At 59.1% G+C, this 23,353-nt stretch carries 19 protein-coding genes; 12 read left to right on the top strand and 7 right to left on the bottom strand.

Annotated features, from left to right (window positions below; all coding sequences use genetic code 11):
* Positions 1-107: 107 nt before the first annotated feature.
* The 9 genes from iolD to SLH49_RS15505 all read left to right on the top strand — a co-directional run bounded on the left by iolD (position 108) and on the right by SLH49_RS15505 (position 8,105).
* A complete protein-coding gene (gene iolD / locus SLH49_RS15465) occupies positions 108-1,967 on the top strand; it encodes a 3D-(3,5/4)-trihydroxycyclohexane-1,2-dione acylhydrolase (decyclizing) (RefSeq protein WP_320270061.1) in 1,860 nt (619 codons plus the stop codon).
* Positions 1,967-2,983: a 5-dehydro-2-deoxygluconokinase gene (gene iolC / locus SLH49_RS15470; RefSeq protein ID WP_320270062.1), complete on the top strand. Its 1,017-nt coding sequence runs from the start codon at positions 1,967-1,969 to the stop codon at positions 2,981-2,983. Before iolD ends, iolC begins: the two co-directional genes overlap by 1 nt.
* Entirely contained in the window at positions 2,964-3,806 is an 843-nt protein-coding gene (locus SLH49_RS15475; RefSeq protein WP_320270063.1) for a 5-deoxy-glucuronate isomerase, read from the top strand. Before iolC ends, SLH49_RS15475 begins: the two co-directional genes overlap by 20 nt.
* A 43-nt stretch (positions 3,807-3,849) precedes the next feature.
* Positions 3,850-4,680 carry a class II fructose-bisphosphate aldolase gene (locus tag SLH49_RS15480; protein ID WP_320270064.1) on the top strand — a complete coding sequence of 277 codons (831 nt, stop codon included), beginning with the start codon at positions 3,850-3,852 and terminating at the stop codon, positions 4,678-4,680.
* A 1-nt stretch (position 4,681) separates the two neighbouring features.
* Positions 4,682-5,668 (top strand): inositol 2-dehydrogenase, encoded by a 987-nt coding sequence (iolG, locus tag SLH49_RS15485; protein WP_320270065.1) that lies wholly within the window; start codon positions 4,682-4,684, stop codon positions 5,666-5,668.
* A 253-nt stretch (positions 5,669-5,921) separates the two neighbouring features.
* Positions 5,922-6,434 (top strand): YHS domain-containing (seleno)protein, encoded by a 513-nt coding sequence (locus SLH49_RS15490; RefSeq protein WP_320270066.1) that lies wholly within the window; start codon positions 5,922-5,924, stop codon positions 6,432-6,434.
* A 23-nt stretch (positions 6,435-6,457) separates the two neighbouring features.
* A complete protein-coding gene (locus SLH49_RS15495) occupies positions 6,458-6,910 on the top strand; it encodes a rhodanese-like domain-containing protein (RefSeq protein ID WP_320270067.1) in 453 nt (150 codons plus the stop codon).
* 19 nt (positions 6,911-6,929) lie between these two features.
* A complete protein-coding gene (locus tag SLH49_RS15500) occupies positions 6,930-7,775 on the top strand; it encodes an alpha/beta hydrolase family esterase (protein WP_320270068.1) in 846 nt (281 codons plus the stop codon).
* Between the two features lie 15 nt (positions 7,776-7,790).
* The gene (locus SLH49_RS15505) at positions 7,791-8,105 is read left to right on the top strand and encodes a hypothetical protein (protein ID WP_320270069.1); all 315 of its coding nucleotides are present in this window, start codon (positions 7,791-7,793) and stop codon (positions 8,103-8,105) included.
* On the opposite strand, the gene mdoH is transcribed toward SLH49_RS15505, so the two are convergent.
* The 7 genes from mdoH to SLH49_RS15540 all read right to left on the bottom strand — a co-directional run bounded on the left by mdoH (position 8,067) and on the right by SLH49_RS15540 (position 18,001).
* Positions 8,067-9,947, bottom strand: a complete 1,881-nt coding sequence (mdoH, locus tag SLH49_RS15510; RefSeq protein WP_320270070.1) for a glucans biosynthesis glucosyltransferase MdoH — start codon at positions 9,945-9,947, stop codon at positions 8,067-8,069. The two genes, SLH49_RS15505 and mdoH, sit on opposite strands and share 39 nt — an antisense overlap.
* Positions 9,944-11,476, bottom strand: a complete 1,533-nt coding sequence (locus SLH49_RS15515) for a glucan biosynthesis protein G (protein ID WP_320270071.1) — start codon at positions 11,474-11,476, stop codon at positions 9,944-9,946. The genes mdoH and SLH49_RS15515 overlap by 4 nt, the downstream gene beginning before the upstream one ends.
* On the bottom strand, positions 11,463-12,683 hold the full coding sequence (locus SLH49_RS15520) for an OpgC domain-containing protein (protein WP_320270072.1): 1,221 nt from the start codon (positions 12,681-12,683) through the stop codon (positions 11,463-11,465). Before SLH49_RS15520 ends, SLH49_RS15515 begins: the two co-directional genes overlap by 14 nt.
* Positions 12,684-12,686: 3 nt before the next feature.
* The gene (locus SLH49_RS15525) at positions 12,687-14,051 is read right to left on the bottom strand and encodes a tetratricopeptide repeat protein (protein ID WP_320270073.1); all 1,365 of its coding nucleotides are present in this window, start codon (positions 14,049-14,051) and stop codon (positions 12,687-12,689) included.
* Positions 14,052-14,171: 120 nt separating this feature from the next.
* Positions 14,172-15,386 carry a CoA transferase gene (locus SLH49_RS15530; protein ID WP_320270123.1) on the bottom strand — a complete coding sequence of 405 codons (1,215 nt, stop codon included), beginning with the start codon at positions 15,384-15,386 and terminating at the stop codon, positions 14,172-14,174.
* The gene (locus SLH49_RS15535; RefSeq protein ID WP_320270074.1) at positions 15,373-16,971 is read right to left on the bottom strand and encodes a thiamine pyrophosphate-binding protein; all 1,599 of its coding nucleotides are present in this window, start codon (positions 16,969-16,971) and stop codon (positions 15,373-15,375) included. Before SLH49_RS15535 ends, SLH49_RS15530 begins: the two co-directional genes overlap by 14 nt.
* A gap of 91 nt (positions 16,972-17,062) precedes the next feature.
* The gene (locus tag SLH49_RS15540; protein WP_320270075.1) at positions 17,063-18,001 is read right to left on the bottom strand and encodes a LysR substrate-binding domain-containing protein; all 939 of its coding nucleotides are present in this window, start codon (positions 17,999-18,001) and stop codon (positions 17,063-17,065) included.
* Between the two features lie 98 nt (positions 18,002-18,099).
* On the opposite strand from SLH49_RS15540, the gene SLH49_RS15545 reads away from it, so the two are divergent.
* The 3 genes from SLH49_RS15545 (at position 18,100) to SLH49_RS15555 (ending at position 23,351) form a co-directional block, all read left to right on the top strand.
* Positions 18,100-19,080 (top strand): sterol desaturase family protein, encoded by a 981-nt coding sequence (locus SLH49_RS15545; RefSeq protein WP_320270076.1) that lies wholly within the window; start codon positions 18,100-18,102, stop codon positions 19,078-19,080.
* A 165-nt stretch (positions 19,081-19,245) separates the two neighbouring features.
* Positions 19,246-20,286 carry an efflux RND transporter periplasmic adaptor subunit gene (locus SLH49_RS15550; protein WP_320270077.1) on the top strand — a complete coding sequence of 347 codons (1,041 nt, stop codon included), beginning with the start codon at positions 19,246-19,248 and terminating at the stop codon, positions 20,284-20,286.
* An 11-nt stretch (positions 20,287-20,297) separates the two neighbouring features.
* The gene (locus tag SLH49_RS15555) at positions 20,298-23,351 is read left to right on the top strand and encodes an efflux RND transporter permease subunit (protein ID WP_320270078.1); all 3,054 of its coding nucleotides are present in this window, start codon (positions 20,298-20,300) and stop codon (positions 23,349-23,351) included.
* Positions 23,352-23,353: the final 2 nt, after the last annotated feature.

Here is a 23,353-nt window from a genome sequence, read left to right on the forward strand (position 1 = left end):
CTCCTCCCCCGAAAACCGTTTGCAACCGGTTGCAAAATTTGTATCCTTGGATTCGAAAACACGCAAGCGGCAAAAGCGCTGACCGGCGCTTTGGGGGGAGCCATCAGATGAGCGATACGACCATTCGCCTGACTACGGCGCAGGCGATCATCCGCTATCTGGACAACCAGTTTATCAGCATTGATGGACAGGAAATGCGTGTTTGCGGCGGCGGTTTCGGCATCTTCGGCCATGGCAATGTGACCTGCCTAGGTGAGGCGCTTTATGCCCATCGTAACACGCTGCCGCTCTATCGTGGACAGAACGAACAGGGCATGGGGTTTGCGGCGGCGGGCTACGCCAAGGCGTGGCTGCGACAGCGGTTCATGTTCTGCACCGCGAGCGCGGGGCCGGGCACGGCGAACCTGCTGACGAGCGCCGCGCTCGCCCATGCCAATCGCCTTCCGGTTTTGATGCTATGTGGGGATACGTTCCTGACCCGGCTGCCCGACCCGGTGCTGCAGCAATTGGAGCATTTCGGGAGCCCCACGTATGGGCTGAACGATGCATTCAAGGCCGTCAGCCGCTATTGGGATCGGATCACGCATCCCGCTCAGATCATTCAGTCGCTGCCTGCGGCGCTGTCAACGATGCTCGACCCCGCCGATTGCGGCCCGGCCTTTATCGGGTTGCCGCAGGACGTGCAGGGTTGGGCTTATGATTATCCGGAGGCGTTCTTTGCTAAGAAAGTTCACCACATCCGCCGGATAACGCCTGATCAGAACGAGGTCGCTGCCGCTTTGGACGCATTGCATGGCGCCCAACGCCCGCTGATCATCGCCGGTGGCGGCGTCCAATATAGCCGCGCAGTCGCCGAGTTGACTGCTTTTGCCGAAGATCACCAGATCCCTGTCGTCGAAACCATTGCCGGGCGGGCAAACATGACGGTGGATCATCCGCTGAATATCGGCCCGATTGGCGTCACGGGATCAGACAGCGCCAACGCACTGGCGGAACGGGCGGATGTTGTCTTGGCGGTTGGCACACGACTGCAGGATTTCACAACCGGCTCTTGGACCGCCTTTGCCAAGGACGCGCAATTCATCGGGCTGAATGCTGCACGGCACGATGCAATCAAGCATATGTCTCTGCCCGTCGTCGGCGACGCCAAGCGGGGATTGGAGTTGCTGCAAAGAGACAGCTTCAGCGCGCCACAGGATTGGGTCGATTTCGCCAAGGCGGAACGGGCCAAGTGGGACGCTTATGTCGCTCAGAATGTGGCGCATGGCAATCGTCCGAACTCCTACGCGCAGGCGATTGGGGTGGTGAATGACCTCTGTGACCCGCGCGACCGGATCGTCGCCGCGGCGGGCGGACTACCGGCGGAAGTGACGGCGAACTGGCGGACGCTCGATATCGGGACTGTGGACGTGGAGTTCGGCTTCTCCTGCATGGGCTATGAGATCGCGGGCGGATGGGGTGCGCGGATCGCGCAGGCTGAGCAGGAGGCGGATAAGGACACGATCGTGTTCACAGGGGATGGCTCCTACCTTCTGATGAATTCGGACATCTATTCGTCCGTGCTGACGGGCAAAAAGCTGATCATTCTGGTGCTCGACAATGGCGGTTTTGCAGTCATCAACAAGCTGCAGAACAACACGGGCAACGAAAGCTACAACAACCTGATCGCTGATACGCCGACCGCAACCTCGCAATTCGCGGTAGATTTCGAAGCCCATGCAGCGGCGATGGGGGCTACTGCAGAGACGGTGGCCAATCCAGCCGAGCTTGGCGATGCGTTCAAGCGCGCGAAGGCCAACGACAAGACTTATGTGATTGTCATGCAGGTTGATCCTTACGAGGGATGGACGGACCAAGGTCACACTTGGTGGGAAGTCGGTACGCCACATGTGTCCGAGAATGCCAAGGTGACTGCCGCCCACAAGGACTGGGAAGCCACCCGCGACAAACAGCGCAAAGGTGTCTGATGGACATCTCCACAGGCATCAAAAAGAACAGTTTTCTGGTGGTCGGGCGCGTCGGCCTTGACTTGTTTCCTGACCCGCCCGGCACGGGGATTGAGGAGATGTCGGTGATGCATGCGGATATGGGTGGATCCTCTGCCAATATTGCTGCGGGGATCGTCAAACTCGGCGGTCAGGCGGCCCTAGTCACCTGCGTCTCGGATGATGCGGTCGGGCGCGCCTGTCAGAAAATGCTTGAACGTTATGGCGTGAATGGGACCCATGTGCGGGTTGTGGGCGGCGAGGCGCGGACCTCGCTTGCGATATATGAAAGCCGTGTCGTGGACCATCAATCTGTCATCTACCGCAACGGCGCGGCGGATTTCGAGATGGCAGAGGATGATGTGGCGGCAGTTGATTACAGTCAATTCGGCGCCCTTGTGACGGCCGGTACGGTTTTTGCCGCTGAACCCTCGCGTAGTGCCGCCTTCAGGGCCTTTGCATTGGCGCGCGCCGCTGGTCTGCCCGTGATCTTCGACATTGATTACCGCCCCTATTCCTGGCCCTCCGTAGAGGTCGCCGCGGACGTCCTGTCGCGCGCGGGTGTGCTGTCGGATGTCATTGTGGGCAATGATGAAGAGTTCGGCTTTATGGCTGGCGGGATCGACAAGGGGCTTGAGAAGGCGCGCGAACTGGCTGCCACAACCGCAAGCTTGGTGATCTACAAGATGGGTCCCGAAGGTGCGATCACCATCGCCCCAACGGGCGAGACGCGCACCGGGGTTTATCAAGTCGATGCGCTGAAACCCACCGGGGCGGGTGACAGCTTTATGGCCGGTCTTCTGACCGGCATCGCCGATGGGTTGAGTGTGCCAGACGCAGTGATGCGCGGGTCGGCCTGTGCGGCGATTGTCGTGGGCAAACCGGGCTGTGCGCCAGCGATGCCTTACCCAAACGACCTCGCCGATTTTCTGGCCCGCCACCCCGGCCCGACCACCCCCGTCATAAAGGAGCTTTCCGATGCATATCCCCCCTTTTGACAACCAGAACAAACCCATCGTGGATGTGGACGATCCCACAGTGCCGCTGAACTACTTCAACATCGTGAAGCTGAAAAAGGGCGAGGCGTTCTCATACAGCGTGCCTGGCTATGAGACCTGCATCGTGCCCGCGACCGGCACAGTGGATGTCGATGTTGAAGGGTTCAAGGCAGACGCACTGGGCGACCGGGTCGAAGATGTTTGGGACGGGGAACCGGAAGGCGCCTATGTACCAACAGCAGCCAAGGCCGAGATGGTGTGCCAGTCGGACGAGGCCGAGGTATTCGTCTGTGGTGCGCGCTATGACAAGGTGCTGGAGGCATTCGCTGTGCGGTCGGATGAACTGGATCTGGTCCAATACGGGTCGGACGACACCAAGACGCACCGTAAGATCAAGCATATCCTGGGCACGAAGTATCACGACAAGGTGGGCCGCCTGCTGGTCTCGGAACTCTTTACCGTCGGTGAAGGCGGCTGGTCGGGCTTTCCCAGTCACAAGCACGACACCGACCGGCTGCCGGATGAGACCCGGCATGATGAGACCTACAATTTCCGGTTCAAGCCCAACCATGGTTCGGGCGTGCAGATGCTCCAACGTGAGGATGGTAAACCGGGGGACGCCTATCATATCGTCGATGGCTCTACGATTTGCCTGGATCGCGGCTATCACCCCTGCGCGGTGCTGCCGGGTTATCAGATGTATTACTTCACGATCCTTGGCGGGCTGTCACAGCGGTCGCTGATCCAGTATTTCCAGCCCAGCCATGCCGATCAGCTTGAGACGATCCCGGGCATCAAGGACATGATTGCGAAATTCAAATGACGCGTCCTGTAGGTCCAACACGCTTTGATCGGCGGTTCTGATCATGCCGCTTGTCTCGCTCGCTGATGTTCTGCAGCCCGCGCTGAAAAACGGCTATGCTGTTGCGGGACTTGTCACGCTCGGTTGGGAAGATATGCGCGCCTATGTGGCAGCGGCTGAGGCAGAAGACAGCCCTGTCATTCTGCAGGCTGGGCCCTCCTGCCGGGCGCATACACCGCTGCCGATCCTTGGCAAGATGTTCCGGAATCTGGCGGACAACGCATCCGTGCCTGTTGTCGCCCATCTGGACCACGGTTACACATTGGACGAATGCAGAGAGGCGCTGGAGAGCGGATTCACCTCGTTGATGTTCGATGGCTCACGCAAACCACTGTCGCAGAACATCGATGAAACCGCCGCCATCGCCGAAATGGCGCATGATGCGGGCATATCCTGCGAGGGCGAGATTGGATTCGTCGGTTACGCTGATGGCGAAAAATCCGCGGGAACAGACCCCGAGGAGGTCGCGAAATTCGCCCGCGAGACGCGGGTAGATGCCATGGCGATCTCGGTCGGGAATGTGCATCTGCAACAGGATAAAGAGGGTGGGTTGGACGAGCCGCGCATTCGCGCTATCGAAGCGGTGACAGACATCCCGCTCGTCATTCACGGCGGCTCGGGCGTGCCGGTCACGCAGCGGACGGCGCTTGCCCGTGGATCTGCCATTTGCAAGTTCAACATCGGGACGGAGCTGCGGATGGCATTCGGTGCCGCGCTCCGTACAGCGGTCAATGCAGATCCCGATCGGTTTGACAGGGTCCAAATCCTAAAAGACACGCATGATCCGCTTGTTGCAGCAACGCGGAAGGTGCTGCGCGCGTTCAAGGGGGAATGACATGATCCGTTTTGGTCTGTTGGGATGTGGACGGATCGGGCAGGTCCATGCCCGTTCAATCCTGCGCCTGGACAACGCGAGCCTGGTTGCCGTGGCGGATGCCTTTGCCGAAGCCGCCGAGGCTCTGGCAAGCGCCACTGGCGCAGAAATGCGGGAGAGCGATGCCATTATCGCAAGCGACGATATCGATGCTGTCATCATCGCCACCCCGACCGAGACCCACTCTGATCTGATCCACACGGCGGCAAAGGCCGGCAAGGCGATTTTCTGCGAAAAGCCCGTGGATATGTCAGCGGATCGCATCCGTGATTGCATGAAAGCGGTCGAGACGGCAGGCGTCCCTTTCTTGACCGCCTTCAACCGGCGCTTTGACCCGAACTTTGCCACTCTCGAGGCACATATCCGGGCCGGCGAGATTGGCAATGTGGAAATTGTGACGATCCTGTCGCGCGATCCTGCGCCGCCGCCGATTAGCTACATCAAGGGCTCTGGCGGGATTTTTCGCGACATGATGATCCATGATTTCGATATGGCACGGTATCTCTTGGGCGAAGAACCTGTACAGGTTTACGCAGTTGGCGCGGCACTCGTTGATCAGGCAATCGGGGCGGCAGGGGATGTGGACACCGCTGCTGTTACACTGACAACCCAAAGCGGGAAAATCTGCCAGATCTCAAACTCCCGCCGAGCGACATACGGGTATGACCAGCGCATTGAGGTCCACGGCTCAAAGGGCCTCCTGCGGGCAGAGAATGTCTTGGATAACAGCGTTGAGGTGGCCAATGCGGCAGGTTTCAACCGTGCACCGGCCAAGCATTTCTTTCTCGAACGCTATGAGGCGGCGTATCTGCAAGAGATCGCACATTTCGTCACCGCACTTCTTGAGCAAGCGCCGCCGTCGCCAGGGATTGAGGATGGCCTACGCGCTCAACTTCTGGCCGATGCAGCTTCGGCGTCGCATCAAACTGGACTGCCTGTCCGGCTTTGAATGTCAAAAGATGGCAAGCAATGCAGTATTCCGAAGCCTTGATGACAGGATGGCTTGCCTTATCGCGCATTCAATGCACGTTCAGCGGCAACCTCCCAAATTGAACTGCATCGGTCTTTGCCTATGCTAAGAAAGCGACCAACCAGAAACAAATATCAACTCGCTTCACTCCCGCGCGAGGCGAGGTTTCGGTGCGAGACGCGGCAAAAAAGAAAGGTTTAGGGTGCGCTCACCACAACAAAGGATTCTCCTCATGAAATGGCTCATCACCTCCGCACTTTTGTCAGCTGCCGCAACGACAGCTTTTGCGGGCGACCAATATCTCGACGAGACCGGCTTTGCCGTTTCGGGCTATGACGTTGTCGCCTATTTTGACCTCGAACAATCCCCAGTTGGCAGCGCGCAACCTGCTGCCGTCCCCGGCGACCGGAGCATCACGACCGAGTATAACGGCGCGACCTTTGCCTTTGCGACCGAAGCCAACCTTGAGACGTTTCTGAGCGATCCGGAGCGTTATGTGCCGCAATATGACGGTCATTGCGCCTATGGTGTATCGCGTGGTGGCAAGGTGCCAGGCAACCCCAACCTGTGGCGCATCGTCGATGACCGCCTTTATCTGAACATCACGGAAAACGTCGTTGGCTTCTGGGAAGAGGATATCCCCGGCAACATCACGTTGGCCGAAGGAAACTGGGGCGGCATTGAAGCGTCGCCAGCGTCTACCAATACGATCCCCAACTTCTCATCACCGGCGCCAGTCAACTGATCCGGCCCGGCAAGAACTAAGACATGAAATTGCGTTCACGCCGATCCTTTTTGGCACTGGGAACAGGGGCCATCGTGATCGGCGTGGGCGCTTTCACAGTCACGCGACCTGCCTTGCGGGCGCAGACCGCGATGACCCTGACACCGCCCGAGGCGCTGGTCGCAGCTCGATCCGGCGAAATCCTTTTGGTGGACATCAGACGCCCAGACGAATGGCGGCTGACCGGCGTGGCCGAACCTGCCGTTACCATCGATATGCGCGCTCCGGATTTTACCGCGCAGTTGCAGCAATTGCGGCAATCGCGTAGCCAACCGGTGGCTGTCATCTGTGCGCGCGGGGTCCGGTCCGCCCGGCTTTCCCGCCGTTTGGAAGAGGCGCAACTTGGACCCATTCTCGACGTGCCCGAAGGCATGCTGGGGTCATTTGCCGGTCCGGGCTGGCTGAAACGCGACCTACCGGTTAGAGAGTATTCATAAGGCATAAGGTAGGTAGATCATGCGGTTATGGCTTTCGCTCGTCTCACTTTGCGGCATGCTTGTATCGGGCGCGGCCCATGCCTGTTCGCAAAGCACCCCATGTACCGTTGGAGAGCGTGATTATTACATCGCTCTGCCTGAAACCCGTTCTGAGGCAATGCCCAGCGTCGTCTACATCCATGGCTGGGGCGGCAGCGGCAGCGGCGCGTTGCGCAATACCGGCATGGTTTCGTCATTTCTTGAGCGCGGCTACGCCGTGATCGCGCCAGACGGCGTGCCGCGACAGGGCGCGAATGGGCGGACATGGGGCTTTCACCCATTGTCGGGCCGCCAGATGTCAGAGGTCGCATTTCTTGAGGCTGTCCGCGATGATGCACTGGGTCGGTTTGACCTTGACCCGGAACGTGTCATGCTCGCCGGGTTTTCCATTGGCGGGTCAATGACGGCCTATACCGCGTGTCTGTCGCCTGACAGTTTTGCCGCATATGCACCGCTTGGCGGCAATTTCTGGCGCCCGCATCCGGCTGAATGTGCGGGTCCCGTGCGCATGTTGCACACCCATGGCTGGAATGATGGCACGGTCCCGCTTGAAGGGCGGGCGGTGAATGGGCTGCCCGCTGACGACCCGGAAGCCTTCGTGCAAGGCGATATCTTTTATGCGCTCAGCATCTGGCGCGCCGCGAATGGGTGCCAATATCTCAAGGCAGACCGTTTTGTCACCGATGGCCCGTTCTGGCGGCGTATCTGGGATCGCTGCAGCGAGGGCTCCGCGCTGGAATTCGCGCTCTATCCCGGTGGCCATTCGATCCCGGGCGCCTGGCCGGAACTGGTCGTCGACTGGTTTGACGGTCTGCAACCTGAGTAGTGGCGGAGCGCTGACATGACCCTCGTGATCGCAATGACAATTGCCGCGCTTGTCCTTGGTGCAATTTTGCCATTGCGCTTTGGCGCTGTTGGCTTTGTTGCCGCGACCACAGTTCTTTTCTTGGCTCAGCTCGCGGTCAATACAGCAGGCGGGTTTGCCGGGGCGAGTATTGAGGAGAGCCTCTTGCTCTTTAACGGATCCTACATCGCCTATGTCGGTTTCAACATGCAGATCACCTATCGCGCCTTTGCAGTGCCGGTCTTTGCCCTGGCGCTTGTCGTGATCATCCGGCTATTCCGCCGCGATCGCGTCACCGGCACTCAGGACTGATTTCATCCATGCCCGTTCGTTGCGGGCGGAACGGACGATCAAGGGCTCGTCGAGACTATGCGGTGTGTCAAGGCGCAGGACGCGAGGCCCGACATTTGCCACAGGCCACGCGCTCAGCCGTGATAAAGGCACCGCAAATGCGAGGCTGACCGCAATCGGCAGGATCAGGACCGAGACATCTGCAAAGATAATCCCGCCCATCAATGTCAGCCCCAGCACCGTTTCAACCCAATGAAACTTGAGTGTCGCTAACCAGCCATAGCTGCCTTGCCCCCGGTTTTGCGGCAACCAGGACATGTTACGCCCCAGAAGCGCCGATAATGTCGCAATCGTGTGCTGCACCATCATGATCGGCGCGTAGAGGACTGACAGGACCAGCTCGACAAGGATGGACCCGACATACATTGCTGTTGAGCTATAGGCTGCGCGCGTCGCACGTTTGAACCCGAAAAGCAGCGCGCCGAAAAGCTTTGGAAACAAGAGCATTCCGTACACAAAGAACAGATAGACCCAAGCGATGTTGAGCTCTTGTTCTGGCCAGACCGGCAAAAGTGGATTGGCCATCGAGAAATAGCTGGCGGGCGCCTCGCGGCCCACGCTCAGGAAAGACCAGAGGATCACCACCGCCAGCCAGACCGGTGACATCAGAAAGGCCATCGCGCCTTGCAGAAGATGAATGCGCGAGATCATGTGGAAGCCGCGCGTCGCCAGAAGACGCAGGTGCTGCATGTTGCCGTGACACCAACGTTGATCGCGCAGGATGTAATCAATCAGGGTTTGCGGTGTTTCTTCAAAACTGCCGTCGACCTGCGGTAAAAGCCGCACCGTCCAGCCTGCCCGCCGCAACATGCCCGCCTCGACAAAGTCGTGGCTGAGGATCAGCTGTTCGCGCCCGCGCCACCCTTTGAGGTTTGGCAACCGCGCACTTTCGGCAAAGGCTTTCGTGCGGATAATCGCGTTATGGCCCCAATAATTGCCCTCATGCTGGGACCAGCTTGCCAGCCCCTCGGCCAGAAGCCATCCATAGACCGAGTTTGAGAATTGTTGGACGCGACCAAAAAGCGTCTGCGCACCGATCAGCATCGGGCGGCTTTGGATCAGCCCTGCATCGGGATCGCCGGCGAGCGCACGCGCCAATTGCTGGATAGCCGGACCGCTCATGAGGCTGTCGGCGTCCAGCACGATCATCGCCTCATGCGCGGCTCCCCAGTTTTCGATCCAGTCGTAGAGGTTGCCGATCTTCTTGTCCGTGTTCTCAAGACGGCGACGATAATGCACGGCGACGCGGGGGTGCCTTTCAAGCTGCAGCACGGCAAATGCGCGCTCTTCCAGCGCCGCGATGCGGGGATCGCGGGTGTCGCTTAGGATGTACAAGGTGTAGCGATTGTCATCCGCGTTTTCGGTGAGTTCCTTGAGCATTGCGGAGGCGTTGCCGAAAACGGCCCACGGCTCTTCATGATAGATCGGCACCAAAAGGGCGATATTTGCGGGTGGTAGGTCTGCGGAAGCCATATCGTAACCGCTGCGGTTGAGCGCGACACGGATGATGCCAAGACAGGCCGTGTTGACCGAAAATGTCAGCCAGACAAAGGTCAGCGCCACGAGGGCGAGCACGACACCTTCCAGCATCATCACGCCATCGCGGCCCAGGTAATTGTTGATCGAGACGCACACCAACACGGTCAGTACGATTGTTGGAATAAAGGCCGCAAGCCGCCAGATCAGCCCGACCACGCCGGTGGATTTTTGCAACGCGCGCTGTCCCACGACCTGCGCGAAGGTCTGCGCGGGCATGTGGAGCGGCGCGCGGTCCGGCATGAAGGAAGCGGCGTAGCGGGTCATGCGGTCCACCGGTAGAGCCAGACTTCGCTGAGTGGCGCGTCCGCCAACTGCAATTGCGCCCGAAACTCGATCAGTGTTGCGTCGCCCGGATAGAACTTGAAGGCCAGTCGCGGCCCGCCCGTTTCAGGGTTGCGTTGCAACACGCCGCCAGACACTTCGCCAGCGCTCGATTGCGTGATGATGTCAATCTCGTTCAGATCGTCGGGCACGTCAGGTCCAGCCTCAAAGTCGATCAGAACGATCATGCCGTTGTTGTCAAAGGCGCTTCCGATCATGGTGTTCAGAACGGTCAACCCTCGCCCATAGCCGGGCGCCTCCCCCCAGGTCAGCCGGTAGGAGAACCGGTTCTCACTCCCGCGCGCGACGCCGCCCGACGGTCGCCAGTAACAGACGATATTATCAAATATCTCGGACGGCGTTGGTATCTCGATCAGCGCAACAGAGCCGCGCCCCCAACCCTCTTTTGGCTCAATCCACACACCGGGGCGGCGGTGATAAAGCGCCTCAAGATCGGCAAAATCGCTGTAATTCCGCGCCCGCTGCATGAGGCCGAAACCTTTGGGATTGTTGTCTAGAAAGGCGCTGATCTGAAGCTCTTTGGGGTTGGCCAGCGGACGCCAGATCGTCTCACCCGCGCCATTGATGATCTGCAGACCATCGGAATCGTGGACCGCAGGGCGGAAATCGGTGAACCGATGGCGGTTGGTCTGATCATATTGAAACATCGAGGTCAGCGGCGCGATCCCGATATTGTCGATGTCCCGCCGGGCGAAGACATGGGCATCGACATCCATAATCAGCGGCGCGCCAGGAGTGATCGCGAAACGGTAAGCACCCGTGCAGCTGGGGCTGTCCAGCAACGCATGCAGCACGAATGTGTCCTCACCGGGCGCGGGCTTCTCCAGCCAAAATTCGCGAAATTCCGGAAACTCCTCGCCTGCGGGTGAGGCCGTATCCACCGCCAGACCGCGCGCAGACGCGCCATAGATATCGCCGGTGCCAATGGCGCGGAAATAGCTGGCGCCCTGGAAAACGGTGAATTCCTGATAGATGCCAGCCCTTTCCAACTCAGCACGCAGCCGCAGGCCGGAATATCCAAGGCTATCATCAATCGGCAGATCGGGGAATTTATCGGTCTTGTCGAACACGCCCATGTCAAAGCGCAGGGGCATTGCCATGCCGTCATCGACGACAGAAATCGCAATGGGCGTCGGGAAGTAAAGCCCCGGCGCGAAGACATCCATCCGCAGCGGTGTTGCGGCATCGCCCTGCCAAAGCGCATTGCGGCCATCAAACCAGATCGCCTGATAGTCGTCGTAGCTGATATTGGTCCAGGCTTCGGGAATGCGGCGCGGTGCCTCATATGCGCTTTGGCTCAAGGCGCGGGCGCGTTGGGTCACGAAATCCGGGGTAAATGGCGTACCCGCACCAACCTGCAGCCCCGGCTCTGCCGGGGCCTGCGCTGTTTGTGCGAAGGCATCCGACGCAACCAGTGCCGCAAGACTTGCGACAAATTCACGGCGCAGCATGGGCAGACTTCCTTTGCTTCCAGGGCTGCGACTTGATCCAGCCTACGCCGTAGGCCAGCGCGATGATGATCAGAGCGCCAAGGGTGTTCACCCACGCCATTGAGAAATGGCTCCGCCCCACCTGATCGAAGAGCGCGCCCAAAAGGCGGGCTAGGAACATCGACGAGACAAACACAACAAGCGACTGCTGACCGACCTTCAAAATGGTGTTCAGGATCACCTGCCAAATCCGGGCGAAGATGCCGCCCGTTTCGCTTGGCAAGATTCGCACACCTTTAGGTCCGACAAGGCACCAGGCGATGTAGGCCAGCGACAGGAAGTGAACGTAGCGCAGGATGCCGAAGTCGGTCTTCGTGAAGAGGAACCGCCACTCACGCCGCCATTCGAGGAACCACTCGACCTCATTATAGACCCGGAAATAGGCGAAGGGGACCGAGACAAGGACGATCAGTACGGCGACCACAAAGAGGCGCCAATCGACCGGCGGCGCGGGGATCCAGCCCGCCATCAGGGCAAATCCGGTGAAGAACACAAGCTGCCAGCCAAGCGGGTTAAAGAACCATTGCCGCTCTGACCACGGCTCCGCAGGGAAGTTCAGGTCAAACACCGATGCGGAAAGCCAGATGGCGATCAGCACCGCCGCAGCAACCCACCGATTGAAACCGACAAGGGCGATGACAAACGGCATCATCGCCAGGATCACTAGATACATCGGCAGAACATCGAAGTAGTTGGGCACGTAAGTCAGTGTGAGCAACCCAACAAGGTTTTCCTGCGGCCTGTTGAAAAACGGATAAAGGTTCAGCTGACCGACATAATCACGCCCATCGGGAACGAGGTTGTTCAGAACCACCATTGCCGCCGCCACCGCGAAGAAAAGCCCGATATGCGCCCAATAGACCTGCCAGACCCGAAACGCGACGCGCACGCTGCCCATCATGTGGCCCTGTTCGCGAAAGACTTTGCCAAAGGCAATCGCGCTGGCCATGCCTGAGCAGAACACAAACATCTCGGTGGCGTCAGAAAACCCGAACCGCGCGGGGATCCAAAGGGTGAGCCAGTTGCTAGGGATATGGGCGATCAGGATGATGAACATCGCGATCCCCCGAAAGAAGTCGAGCCGCACATCACGTGCACCCACTCCCGCCCGGAGCGGTGGCAAGCTTTTGGTTTGTGCCAAAGCCATAGGCGACTCTGCAAGGGCCATCGTTTACTCGGCTGCTGTAGAGGATACGGAAAGCGATTGCAGCTTTGAAATCTCTGCCATCCGGAGCGCTGCAAATGCGTCTTCATGGCCATCGCGCTGCTTTGTCCGCGCTTGCAGCAACGCGCCCGTTTCGGTCAGACGTCCGGCCCGCAAACCAGCCTCGATCGTCAGGCGTTCAAAGACATCGCGCTGCGCATGGCTGCCGCCCATCTTCTGAAAATGCGGTTGTGCAGCTTTCAGATGCGCAAAGGCGCGCTGGTAATCAGCCGCACCAAACGCGGTGAGCCCTTCCGATGTGGCGATACCGGGTGAGGTCATCACCGCCGCCATGTCATCATCGCCCGCAGCATGTTTGGCCACATTCGCGTTCATCCGTGCGGTCGCATCGGGGCGGTCATCCCCAATCAGCGCCAGCATGTAGTGCATGTCAGCAAAGGTCAGGCAGCCATCATCGGCCCGTGTTTCAGCCAGCTCCGCCAATTCGATCCATCGATCACCGATATCGATCCCTTCCAGCTCAAGCCGCATCAGAAGCGAACTCGCATTCGAAAAATCGCGGTAATCATCCGTCTTCTCGTCGCGCACCTTGGTGTCATAAAGATGCAGAACCGTCTCAATGTCACCCTGATCGAGGTGCAGCAACGCCTTGTGCCACCAGACATGGAAACGGAAATTGTTGCAGTGGTTCCAGGCATCCGCATTGTCATCGATAATCGCGATGCCCTGCGCCGTCAGGTGCGTCATATCGTAAACATGTGCCACAGCATGCAGGCCCCATGCATCATCGGCCGCAAATTCCAGACCGTGCAGACCGACATGTTCAGCACGGGCGTAGTAGCCCCGCTCCTCTAGCGCGAAGGCATGACAGCCCAACGCATAGCCATAAAGCGGATGATCGGGTCCGTGTGCGGGGATCACCCGTTCAATCGATTGCAGCATGCCGTGATTGTCACCCAGCATGAAGCGAATGCCATGCGACAGTTTCATGCTGATCGTATCGGCTGGGTTCAGATCAAGCGCGGCTTCCATGCGGCTGACAGCACGTGTCGGCGATCCCTGCAGCCAGTCCTCCAGCGCCATGCACCACAGCTTTTCGCGTTCGGTGGCGCCACCAAGTGCTAGAGCGCGCTTTGCCTCTTCGTTCGCACCTGCCGCAGCGGCCACAAGCTCGCGCCGCCCAAGCATCAGGCAGGCCAGGCCTTTCATTGCGTGGCCCATGGCAAAGTCGGGCGCAAGCGTGATCAGGCGGGTCAGATGGTCGCCAGTGGCTTGTCCATGCGACAGGACACCATGAATAACGCCATTCCACGCGGCGATGGCGGCTTGGTCATTTAGGCTTGTCTCACAAGTGCAGGTATCTGTAAGCATGAACTGGTATCTTTCTGCTACGCCCGCCTCTCGCGGACATGAAAACACCTATACGATGTGCCGATCCGCGAGGTGGGGTGCATCAAAGTTGTGATCAATTCTGAACCTATCGTGATGAGGTCAACGCGGCTTGCGGCCCAGAAGCTCCGCGAGCTTTTCCGTGTCCTGGCCAAAGCGCGGCGGTGATTTTGCGTAAACAACGGGCGTTTTTGACAGTTTCAGCGGATTTCCGAGCAGCTTGACGACACCGGCGGCGGTACTTTGCTCAGGAATCTCCACGACAGCATTGCGCGCGACAGCTTGATCGCTGGTCAGCGCCTCTGCGACGCCGTTGATAGGGCCGCAGGGCACACCAGCCTTTTGTAACAAAACGAGGATTTCGTCCCGTGTCATGGTCGCAAATGTTTCAGAAATGGCCGTCTCGATAGCCTCCCGATGCGTGATACGCAGCGGATTTGTGGCAAAACGCGCATCTTGCCCAAGGTCATTGCGGCCAATCGCGGCGCAAAAATCCCGAAACTGCGTGTCATTACCTACAGCCAGAATGATATGCCCGTCAGTGCATGCAAACACGCTGTAAGGCACGATATTGGGGTGGCCATTGCCCCGCCTGACCGGAGATTGGCCTGAGACCAGATAATTCGTGCCTTCATTGATCAGCCAGGCCATTTGACTATCCACAAGGGCCAAATCGATGTGCTGTCCTTCGCCCGTCGCCTCGCTGTGACGCAAAGCAGCCAGAATACCGACGGCGGCATACATGCCGCACATGACATCGGCGATGCCCACGCCCACCTTCATCGGCGGGCCATTGGGGTCACCGGTCAGCGACATCATGCCGCCAAAACCCTGCGCCATCAGGTCATAACCGGGCCGGTCTCGATTAGGACCGGTCTGACCGAAGCCGGAGATTGAGCAATAGACAAGGCCCGGATTAATCTCGCGCAAGGCAGGATAGTCGAGGCCGTATTTGGCGAGCCCGCCGGGTTTGTAATTCTCGACAACGATATGCGCCTCAGCGGCAATGCTTTTGACCAGCGCCTGTCCTTCAGGGGTTGAAAGATCGGCGGCGACGGAGTGTTTGTTGCGGTTGGCCGCAATAAAATAGGCGCTCAGGTCGCTTTCACCGTCCTTGGTTTCGACATAAGGCGGCCCCCATGTGCGCGTGTCATCGCCACCGGTTTTAGGGTTCTCGATCTTGATGACCGTGGCGCTAAGATCCCCCATCAATTGGGTGGCCGTCGGTCCGGCCAAGATACGCGATAGGTCTAGCACAATGACTCCGCTCAGCGCACCGGGTGTTGTTTCATCGTCGGGGCCGTCAGAATGTGCCATCATAGGCCTTCCGATCAATCTCCACCGCGATCACACTGAACGTTTCCATCTCTTGCGCGTGTGCGAGAGCGTCGCGGAGTTCATCCGCCGACCGGGCGGTAAATCCAGCGCCGCCGAAGGCACGGCCCAACGCGGCCATATCCGTTGGCGCAAAGTCGACGCCCACATTGGTCATCTGACGGCCACGTTGCTTGAGCTCGATCAGTGCAAGAGAGGCATCGACGAAAACAACAAATATCGTGCGCAGTTTCTGCTCTGCCGCCGTGGCGAGTTCACCGACGACCATCAGAAATCCGGCATCACCGCTGAACGACACAATTGTGCGGTCGCGTTCGACCAGTTGCGCGCCCATGGCGAGAGGCACAGCGCATCCCATCGTGCAAAACCCCGATGATTGCGTCAGCGCGCGGGGAAAGCCGCAGGTCCACATCTGGCTGAGCAAGATGCGATGGGCACCACTATCTGCCGTGGCCAATGTGCCGGGCGGCAGAACCTCCTGACAGACCGAGATTGCTTGTGCGGGCCCCCATACATCGCCGGATGGGAAGGCCTCGGCGAGCACTGCCTTGACCGCCGTCACCTCGGCTTCGGGCCAGCCTTCACCAGCTGTTTCGGGCAAAATGGCCGAGACCGAGGCCGCGCAATCGCCCACGAAATTATGGGTCGCCTGATGCATGTAGTGGTGATTGGCCTCGGCGGTGATGTCGATCACCGTCTGACTTGTCGGATCCCATGGGGTCAGCCAGCCGATCCGCATTTCAATCGGATCATATCCAATGGCGAGGATCACATCGGCCTGTTTCACAAAGGGCAGCAGGACGTCATCGGCCTTGGGCGAGAGGCCCGCTCCACCAAGCGCTAGCGGGTGATCCTCTGGCAGAAGCCCCTTGGCCTTGTAGGTGGTGATGACCGGCGCGCCCAGGCGTTCGGCGGCGGCTGACACTGCCTCGGCCCCGCGATCCGACAAGGCGTCAACGCCCGCAATTATCAGGGGGCGCTTTGCCAGCGCCAGTGCGTCCCGCGCGGCATACAGCGCATCACCTGCGGGCGCCATGGGCAGCGCTTTGGGTCGCAACACGCCTTCACCCGTGGCCTCGGCTTCAGCCACCGCGATGGGGACATCAATATGGACCGGACCCGGCCGTCCTTCTGTCGCGATCCCGATGGCCTTGTCGATGATCACATGCGCCGCACCTGTGTTCAGGGTAAAGCTCGCCTTTGTGATGCCCTCGAAAACGCGCCCCTGATCAAGCACTTGGTGGGTGTAGACCTGTGCCGTCTCGGGGTCCACACAGCCCGTCAGCACCATCATCGGCACCCGGTCCTGCCGGGCATTTTCGACCACGTTGATTCCATTGAGTGCGCCCGGCCCAACCGTCGCCAACAGTATCGCCGGGGCACCAGTGCGGTGATAGGTGCCTTCGGCCATGAACCCGGCGGCATTCTCGTGCCGGCAAAGCACGAACTGAATGCCGACCTTTTGCAGCGCATCCAGCAGCGTCAGAACCTCACCACCCGGCAGGCCAAACGCCCAGCGGCAGCCTTCGTCATAAAGCCGTTTTGCAATTACATCTGCCGCCCGCATCGTACCCCTACATTTGAGTTGGCGGAGTGGTCCTACGAAATTCCGGGTGGCGCAAGCCGACCAACGAAAAAGTCATCGACTGACATACTATTCAGGCTGTTGCACTTTGCCCCGGTACAACGCACTGATGCGGCCCATCTTCCGCAAATTGCGCACGACAAGAATCGACGAAATGCTGGACAATGCGTCGTGGCCGCGTGCGATCATAGGCGATAGCGAGTGTTAGCGGCGGAAGCGGATCGGAAATCGGCACGGCGATCAGGCCCTCACCGCCATAAGAAATTGCGGTCAGAGGCTGCATGTTCAACACCGCACAGCCATGGCCCGCACCCACAAGGCTGCGCACCATCTCGGTAGAATTTGCGAATGCGGCAATGGTGATGTCGGGCGCGAAGCTCTCGAACAGACGCTGGTAGTAGGCGGCGACAACGGGACGATCCAGTACAACCAGTCTTTCTTGCGCAATTTCCGCAAGGCTGACGGAGGTCCGTTCTGCCAAGCGATGGCTAGCGTGGAGCAGGCAATAGGGCGGCGCCTTGATCAGCACGTCGAAGTCAATCGCAGCCTGCGCGCCTTCGGCGACAAACAGGATGACGTCGAAATCGCCCTTCAGCAGACCATCCTGCGCGGTATCGTTGTTACATTCCTGCAAATGCAGCACTGCGTCGCTATCAGCAGGAAGGAACTGAGAGAAGATGCGCGGCAGAAAGGCCGGTGCGACCGGTGCGTAGTAGCCAACCCGCAAAGCGCCACTCAGCGACCCCTTCAGTTCTGCCCCATCAGCGAGGATCGACTGATACTCCTCCAACAGACGCGCGAATTTCTGCGCGATCAGTCGACCGTTCGCGTTCGCTGTGATCCCACGCGACCGCTGCCGCGTGATCAGCGTCAGCCCGAATGCGTCCTCAACCTGCCCAATTGCAGCGGACACGGCGGATGCCGCGATATTCAACTCATCCGCGGCCTCGGCAATGCTGCCCCGCGCGACGGCGAGGTTGAAATAACGCATGGCTTTCAGGGAAACTGACATTGTAAAGCTGTTTTTCCGATGTAATTCATCATTTCATTCTGTTTGTTGCAGGAAAGAGGATGTGTCAATCTCTGCCCATCACAGGGGAGCATGGCGCGATGTCTCAAGAGCAACTCAAAGGATGGAACCACCTGCCAGAGGTGCCGCTGAAAACGTCGCCCTTTTTCATCTGGCCGCTGAACCCAGTCGAGATGGCCAAATGGGTCTGGAATTCCTGGTTTCTGATCACCGAAAAGCTGATCATCCTTGGGATAGCCGTTCTTTGCTACCTTTGGTTCCTGCCGCCTCTTGAGGTGATGCAAAGCTTTGAGCTCGGTTGGATCGCGCAGATTTATGCACGCAACATCGTCCTGACCCTTTTGGTCGCCGGATCATTGCATCTGTGGTTTTACACCTATTCCGCGCAGGGCCAGAAGCTGAAGTTCGACCCGCGCCCGCTGATGATAAACGGCAAGCAATTCACGCTTGGCGGGCAGGTGCGTGACAACATGTTCTGGACCTTGGGCACCGGCGTTCTGATCTGGACCGCTTTCGAAGTGATCATGCTATGGGCGCTTGCAAACGGCCATGTGCGGCTGATCACGTTTGAGGCCAATCCGGTCTGGTTCGTCGCCATCTTCCTGCTGATCCCGATCTGGGAGAGCTTCTATTTCTACGTGATCCACCGCGCGCTGCACTTTCCGTTTCTCTACAAACACGTCCATTCGCTGCACCACCGCAACATCAATGTAGGTCCCTGGTCCGGCATGTCGATGCACCCGGTTGAGCAGTTCATCTTCCTCGGATCGGTTTTTGTGCACCTCATGGTGGGGGCGCATCCGCTGCACATCCTCTTCCACCTGCAATACTATTTTCTGACGGCGATCACGACGCATACCGGCTTTCAGGGGCTTCTGATCAACGACAAGAACCGGCTGGCGCTAGGCACATTCCATCATCAGATGCATCACCGGTATTTTGAGTGTAACTATGGCAGTCTTGAGATCCCGTGGGACAAGTGGTTCGGGTCCTTCCACGACGGCACCGTCAAAGCCAACGAACGGATGCAGGAGCGGCGCAAGCGGATCATGGGGCGTTAAGACCAGCTGGGATAGCCCTCGTCCCTGCTTAACTTTTGTGCGTGACGGACGCCAACGGATGCTGCAAGACTGACCATGAAAGCACCGTGGCCATTGTCTTGCGCCGTTGATCCAAGCATTGGCACCAGCGTGCTTGTGAAATGCAAAAGACATCAAGGATCGGTCATGTTTCGCTTTCTCACAATGCTTGCCGTCGCCGCCCTGCCATTTAGCACCCCACTCATGGCACAAGAGGACATCGTGCGCCCCGCCAAGCTCATGGTTGTGGGGAGCAACACCAACGGGATCACCCGGCAATTCTTTGGGCAGGTTGTGGCGCGGCAGACGGTTGATCTGGCCTTCCAGGTCTCGGGTCAGATTGTCGAATTTCCCGCGACCGAGGGCGAGGTGACAACTCAGGGCGGCCTGATCGCCAAGCTCGACACCGAACCCTTTGAGCTGCAACAGCAACAAGCCGTGTTGCAGGTCGAACAGGCGGAGCGGTTACTCACCCGCCTCAACAACCTGGGGGATTCAGCTTCCGAAGTCTCAAAACAGGACGCTGAAACACAGCTGGCCCTGGCGCGTGTTGATCTGCGAAACGCCGAATATTCACTGGAAAATGCCACCCTGACAGCACCTTTTGACGCGCTCGTGGCCAGCCGGAACGTTGCAAATTTCACGACCACAAATGCAGGCACACCAGTCGTCCGGCTGCATGACATGTCAGAGCTCCGCATCGATATCGACGTGCCCGAGGTTTTGTTCCAACGGGCCGGTCAGGACGCCGCCGTCTCGCTTTTCGCGCGCTTTCCAACCAGCGATGAAACCTATCCGTTGGAAATCCGGGAATTCAATGCGGAGGCATCATCCATCGGACAGACATTCCGCCTCACGCTGGGCATGGAGCGGCCTGACGGCATCAATGTGCTGCCGGGCAGTTCAGTTGTGGTGCTTGCGACTTTGAACGAAGGGGTGCCCCGTCTTTTGGTGCCAGCGACCGCGATCCGGATTGGCAATGATGGTACAACCAGCGTCCTGCAATTTATCCCCACCGACGACGAAAGAGGCACAGTAAACGAGGTGGCTGTAGAGGTGACAGCCACCCGCGACGGCCAGTTCATGGTCACATCAGGGCTTGAGCCGGGCACCGAGATTGTGCGCACCGGGGCGCAGGTTCTGGCGGACGGCGACAGCGTGCGCCGCTTCGCCGGTTACGCGAACTAGGCGGGCCCATCATGAATATCGCACGCGCATCCATCGACCGCCCGATCTTTACCTGGATCATCATGCTGATCTGCCTTTTCGGTGGCATCTGGGGCTTTAGTGCCCTTGGACGTCTTGAAGACCCGGCCTTCACGATCAAACAGGCCGTTGTCATCACACAATATCCCGGTGCATCTGCCCAGCAGGTGGCCACGGAGGTGACCGAACCGCTTGAGGCCGCCATTCAGCGTATGGCCGAGGTGAGCGAGATCAGATCCGTCAACCGGCCCGGCGTTTCACGCATTGATGTGCTGGTTGAGGATACGATCAACGGTGACGATCTTCCTGAGATTTGGACGGAGTTGCGCGAGCGCTTGCAAAACGTCCGGGGGGAGTTGCCAAGTGAGGCAACGACGCCTGTTGTTGATGACGGGTTTGGCGATGTCTATGGCATTTTCTTTGCGGTGACATCCGAAGGTTTCACGGATGCCGAGCGGCACCAACTCGCCACGTTCCTGCGGCGCGAAATCCTGACCGTTGACGGCGTGGCGGATGTGGATATCGCCGGACTTCCGGAAGAGGCGATCTTTGTTGAACCCGATCTAGCGCTCAGCGCGCAGCTTGGGATCGACCCGCAAATCATCGGCCAAGCGCTCGCCACGTCCAATTCGATCACGCCAGCGGGGTCAGTCAATGCCGGTGAAACCCGCACCCAGATCCAGCCTGCCGAAGGCTCTGATTCCGTCAGCGAGATTGCGGCACTCACCGTTGGGATTGGTGGCGAGTTGCTGAACCTCATCGACATTTCGGAGGTGAGCCGCGGGCGTCAGGATAACCCCGCACAGATCATCCGTTTCAACGGGCAGCCCGCCTTTACCCTCGGCGTCTCGGGCGCCAGCAATGAAAACATCGTCGATGTCGGCAACCGCGTTGACGCGCATCTGGCCGCCCTTGCCACCGAAATCCCCTATGGTGTGGAGCTGCACCCGATCTATCAGCAACACGTGGTGGTCGATGAATCCTCGACCGGATTTCTGATCAACCTCGCCATGTCGGTCGGCATTGTCGTTCTGGTTCTGGCACTTTTCATGGGACCGCGCGCTGCCTTGGTCGTTGGCGCGACGCTATTGCTGACGGTCGTCGGGACGCTGCTTTTCATGGCGATCTTCTCGATTGAAATGGAGCGCATCTCGCTCGGCGCGCTGATCATCGCGATGGGCATGCTGGTCGATAATGCGATTGTGGTAGCGGAAGGCATGCAGATCGCCATGGCGCGCGGCAAATCCTCGCGCGATGCGGCGGATGAGGCGGCAGGCAAGACGCAAATCCCGCTTCTGGGCGCAACAATCGTTGGCATAATGGCTTTTGCTGGCATTGGCCTCAGCCCGGATTCGACGGGTGAGTTCATGTTCTCGCTGTTTGCTGTCATTGGCATTTCGCTCCTGCTCTCATGGGTGCTCGCAGTCACCGCAACGCCGCTCCTCGGGCATTACGTCTTCAAGCAGGGCGGCGAGAGCGCCGGCGATCCTTATGGCGGTCTTGTCTTTCGGGGATACGCGGCGATGTTGCGCGGCGCGCTGCACATTCGATGGCTGGTCCTCGCCGCGCTGATTGGTGTGACTGCCGCCTGTTACGTCGGTTTCGGGATGGTGAAACAGCAGTTCTTCCCCAATTCCAACACCCCGCTTTTCTTCGTGCATTACACCATGCAGCAAGGCACGCCCATTTCCGCCACCGCAGACCAGATGGAGATCGTGGAGGCATATCTGGCCGAACACGACGATGTCGTCGCCGTCTCGACATTTGTCGGACAAGGGGCCACCCGGTTTCTGTTGACCTATGGGGCGGAGCCGCCGAACCCCGCCTACGGTCATCTGATCATCCGCACCGAAGGTCTCGAACAAATCCCGCCATTGCAGGCCGAATTGGAGGCCTTTGCCGCCCAGAACCTGCCCGAAGGTGAGTTCCGCACCGAACGGCTGGTCTTTGGCCCCGGCGGCGGCAGCCCGATTGAGGTGCGGTTCTCTGGTCGGGACCCGGAGGTGCTGCGCGACCTGTCCGATCAGGCCATCGCGTTGATGACGGAGGCCTCAGCCAACATCCTTGCGCCAAGGATCGACTGGCGCGAGCAAGAGCTTGTGCTGCGTCCGCGCTATGTCACCGAACGCGGTCAGGCGGCGGGGATATCGCGCGATGACGTGGCCGATATGATCCTTTTTGCCACCGATGGTGTGACCGTCGGCACTTATCGTGAAGGCGACCGCGCCATTCCTATCGTTGTGCGCGTCGCGCCAGATTCTGACGCGGGCATCATGGATCAGGTCCTTGGCACGCAGGACGGATCATCGCTTCTGCCGATTGAACAGATTGTCGATGGCTTCGCGTTGGAACCTCAGAACACCGTCATCCGGCGCCTCGACCGCGTGCCAACGATCACCGTGGGCGCCAGCATCCCGCCAGATATGACGGCGGCACAGGTCCATGCGGAAGTCCGCAGCGTGATTGAGGCGATGCCGCTGCCTGTTGGTTACAAGATGGAATGGGGTGGAGAGTTTGAATCCTCTGCCGACGCCAATGCCAGTTTAGGTGCACAATTGCCGGTCACTATTCTGATCATGGTGCTGATCACGGTGCTTCTTTTCAATGCCGTCCGCCAACCCCTGATCATTTGGCTGTTGGTTCCGATGTCGGTCAACGGGGCCGCCATCGGGCTTTTGGGCGCGGGGTTGCCCTTCACATTCACAGCGCTCCTCGGCCTGCTCAGCCTGTCAGGCATGTTGATCAAGAACGGCATCGTGCTTGTGGAAGAGATCGACATCGTCCGCCGCGAAGGCACCGCCTTGCGCGAGGCGATTGTCACCGCATCCACCTCGCGTTTGCGACCTGTCCTGCTCGCGGCGGCAACGACGATCATGGGAATGATCCCCCTGCTCGGCGATGCTTTCTTTGTCTCGATGGCGGTGACAATCATGGGTGGCCTCGCCTTCGCCTCGATCCTGACGTTGGTCGCGGCGCCGGTGCTTTACGACGTGTTCTTTGGTGGCGCCAAAGACAGCGCGTCGTTGCGCGAATTTGCAACCGCATAGCT

Source organism: Cognatiyoonia sp. IB215446, assembly GCF_033963825.1.
GTDB lineage: Bacteria > Pseudomonadota > Alphaproteobacteria > Rhodobacterales > Rhodobacteraceae > Yoonia.

Excerpts from the sequence above, each read along its gene's own strand:
- iolD (WP_320270061.1), top strand. The coding sequence starts at position 108 with ATGAGCGATACGACCATTCGCCTGACTACGGCGCAGGCGATCATCCGC.
- iolC (WP_320270062.1), top strand. The coding sequence starts at position 1,967 with ATGGACATCTCCACAGGCATCAAAAAGAACAGTTTTCTGGTGGTCGGG.
- SLH49_RS15475 (WP_320270063.1), top strand. The coding sequence starts at position 2,964 with ATGCATATCCCCCCTTTTGACAACCAGAACAAACCCATCGTGGATGTG.
- SLH49_RS15480 (WP_320270064.1), top strand. The coding sequence starts at position 3,850 with ATGCCGCTTGTCTCGCTCGCTGATGTTCTGCAGCCCGCGCTGAAAAAC.
- iolG (WP_320270065.1), top strand. The coding sequence starts at position 4,682 with ATGATCCGTTTTGGTCTGTTGGGATGTGGACGGATCGGGCAGGTCCAT.
- SLH49_RS15490 (WP_320270066.1), top strand. The coding sequence starts at position 5,922 with ATGAAATGGCTCATCACCTCCGCACTTTTGTCAGCTGCCGCAACGACA.
- SLH49_RS15495 (WP_320270067.1), top strand. The coding sequence starts at position 6,458 with ATGAAATTGCGTTCACGCCGATCCTTTTTGGCACTGGGAACAGGGGCC.
- SLH49_RS15500 (WP_320270068.1), top strand. The coding sequence starts at position 6,930 with ATGCGGTTATGGCTTTCGCTCGTCTCACTTTGCGGCATGCTTGTATCG.
- SLH49_RS15505 (WP_320270069.1), top strand. The coding sequence starts at position 7,791 with ATGACCCTCGTGATCGCAATGACAATTGCCGCGCTTGTCCTTGGTGCA.
- mdoH (WP_320270070.1), bottom strand. The coding sequence starts at position 9,947 with ATGACCCGCTACGCCGCTTCCTTCATGCCGGACCGCGCGCCGCTCCAC.
- SLH49_RS15515 (WP_320270071.1), bottom strand. The coding sequence starts at position 11,476 with ATGCTGCGCCGTGAATTTGTCGCAAGTCTTGCGGCACTGGTTGCGTCG.
- SLH49_RS15520 (WP_320270072.1), bottom strand. The coding sequence starts at position 12,683 with ATGGCCCTTGCAGAGTCGCCTATGGCTTTGGCACAAACCAAAAGCTTG.
- SLH49_RS15525 (WP_320270073.1), bottom strand. The coding sequence starts at position 14,051 with ATGCTTACAGATACCTGCACTTGTGAGACAAGCCTAAATGACCAAGCC.
- SLH49_RS15530 (WP_320270123.1), bottom strand. The coding sequence starts at position 15,386 with ATGGCACATTCTGACGGCCCCGACGATGAAACAACACCCGGTGCGCTG.
- SLH49_RS15535 (WP_320270074.1), bottom strand. The coding sequence starts at position 16,971 with ATGCGGGCGGCAGATGTAATTGCAAAACGGCTTTATGACGAAGGCTGC.
- SLH49_RS15540 (WP_320270075.1), bottom strand. The coding sequence starts at position 18,001 with ATGTCAGTTTCCCTGAAAGCCATGCGTTATTTCAACCTCGCCGTCGCG.
- SLH49_RS15545 (WP_320270076.1), top strand. The coding sequence starts at position 18,100 with ATGTCTCAAGAGCAACTCAAAGGATGGAACCACCTGCCAGAGGTGCCG.
- SLH49_RS15550 (WP_320270077.1), top strand. The coding sequence starts at position 19,246 with ATGTTTCGCTTTCTCACAATGCTTGCCGTCGCCGCCCTGCCATTTAGC.
- SLH49_RS15555 (WP_320270078.1), top strand. The coding sequence starts at position 20,298 with ATGAATATCGCACGCGCATCCATCGACCGCCCGATCTTTACCTGGATC.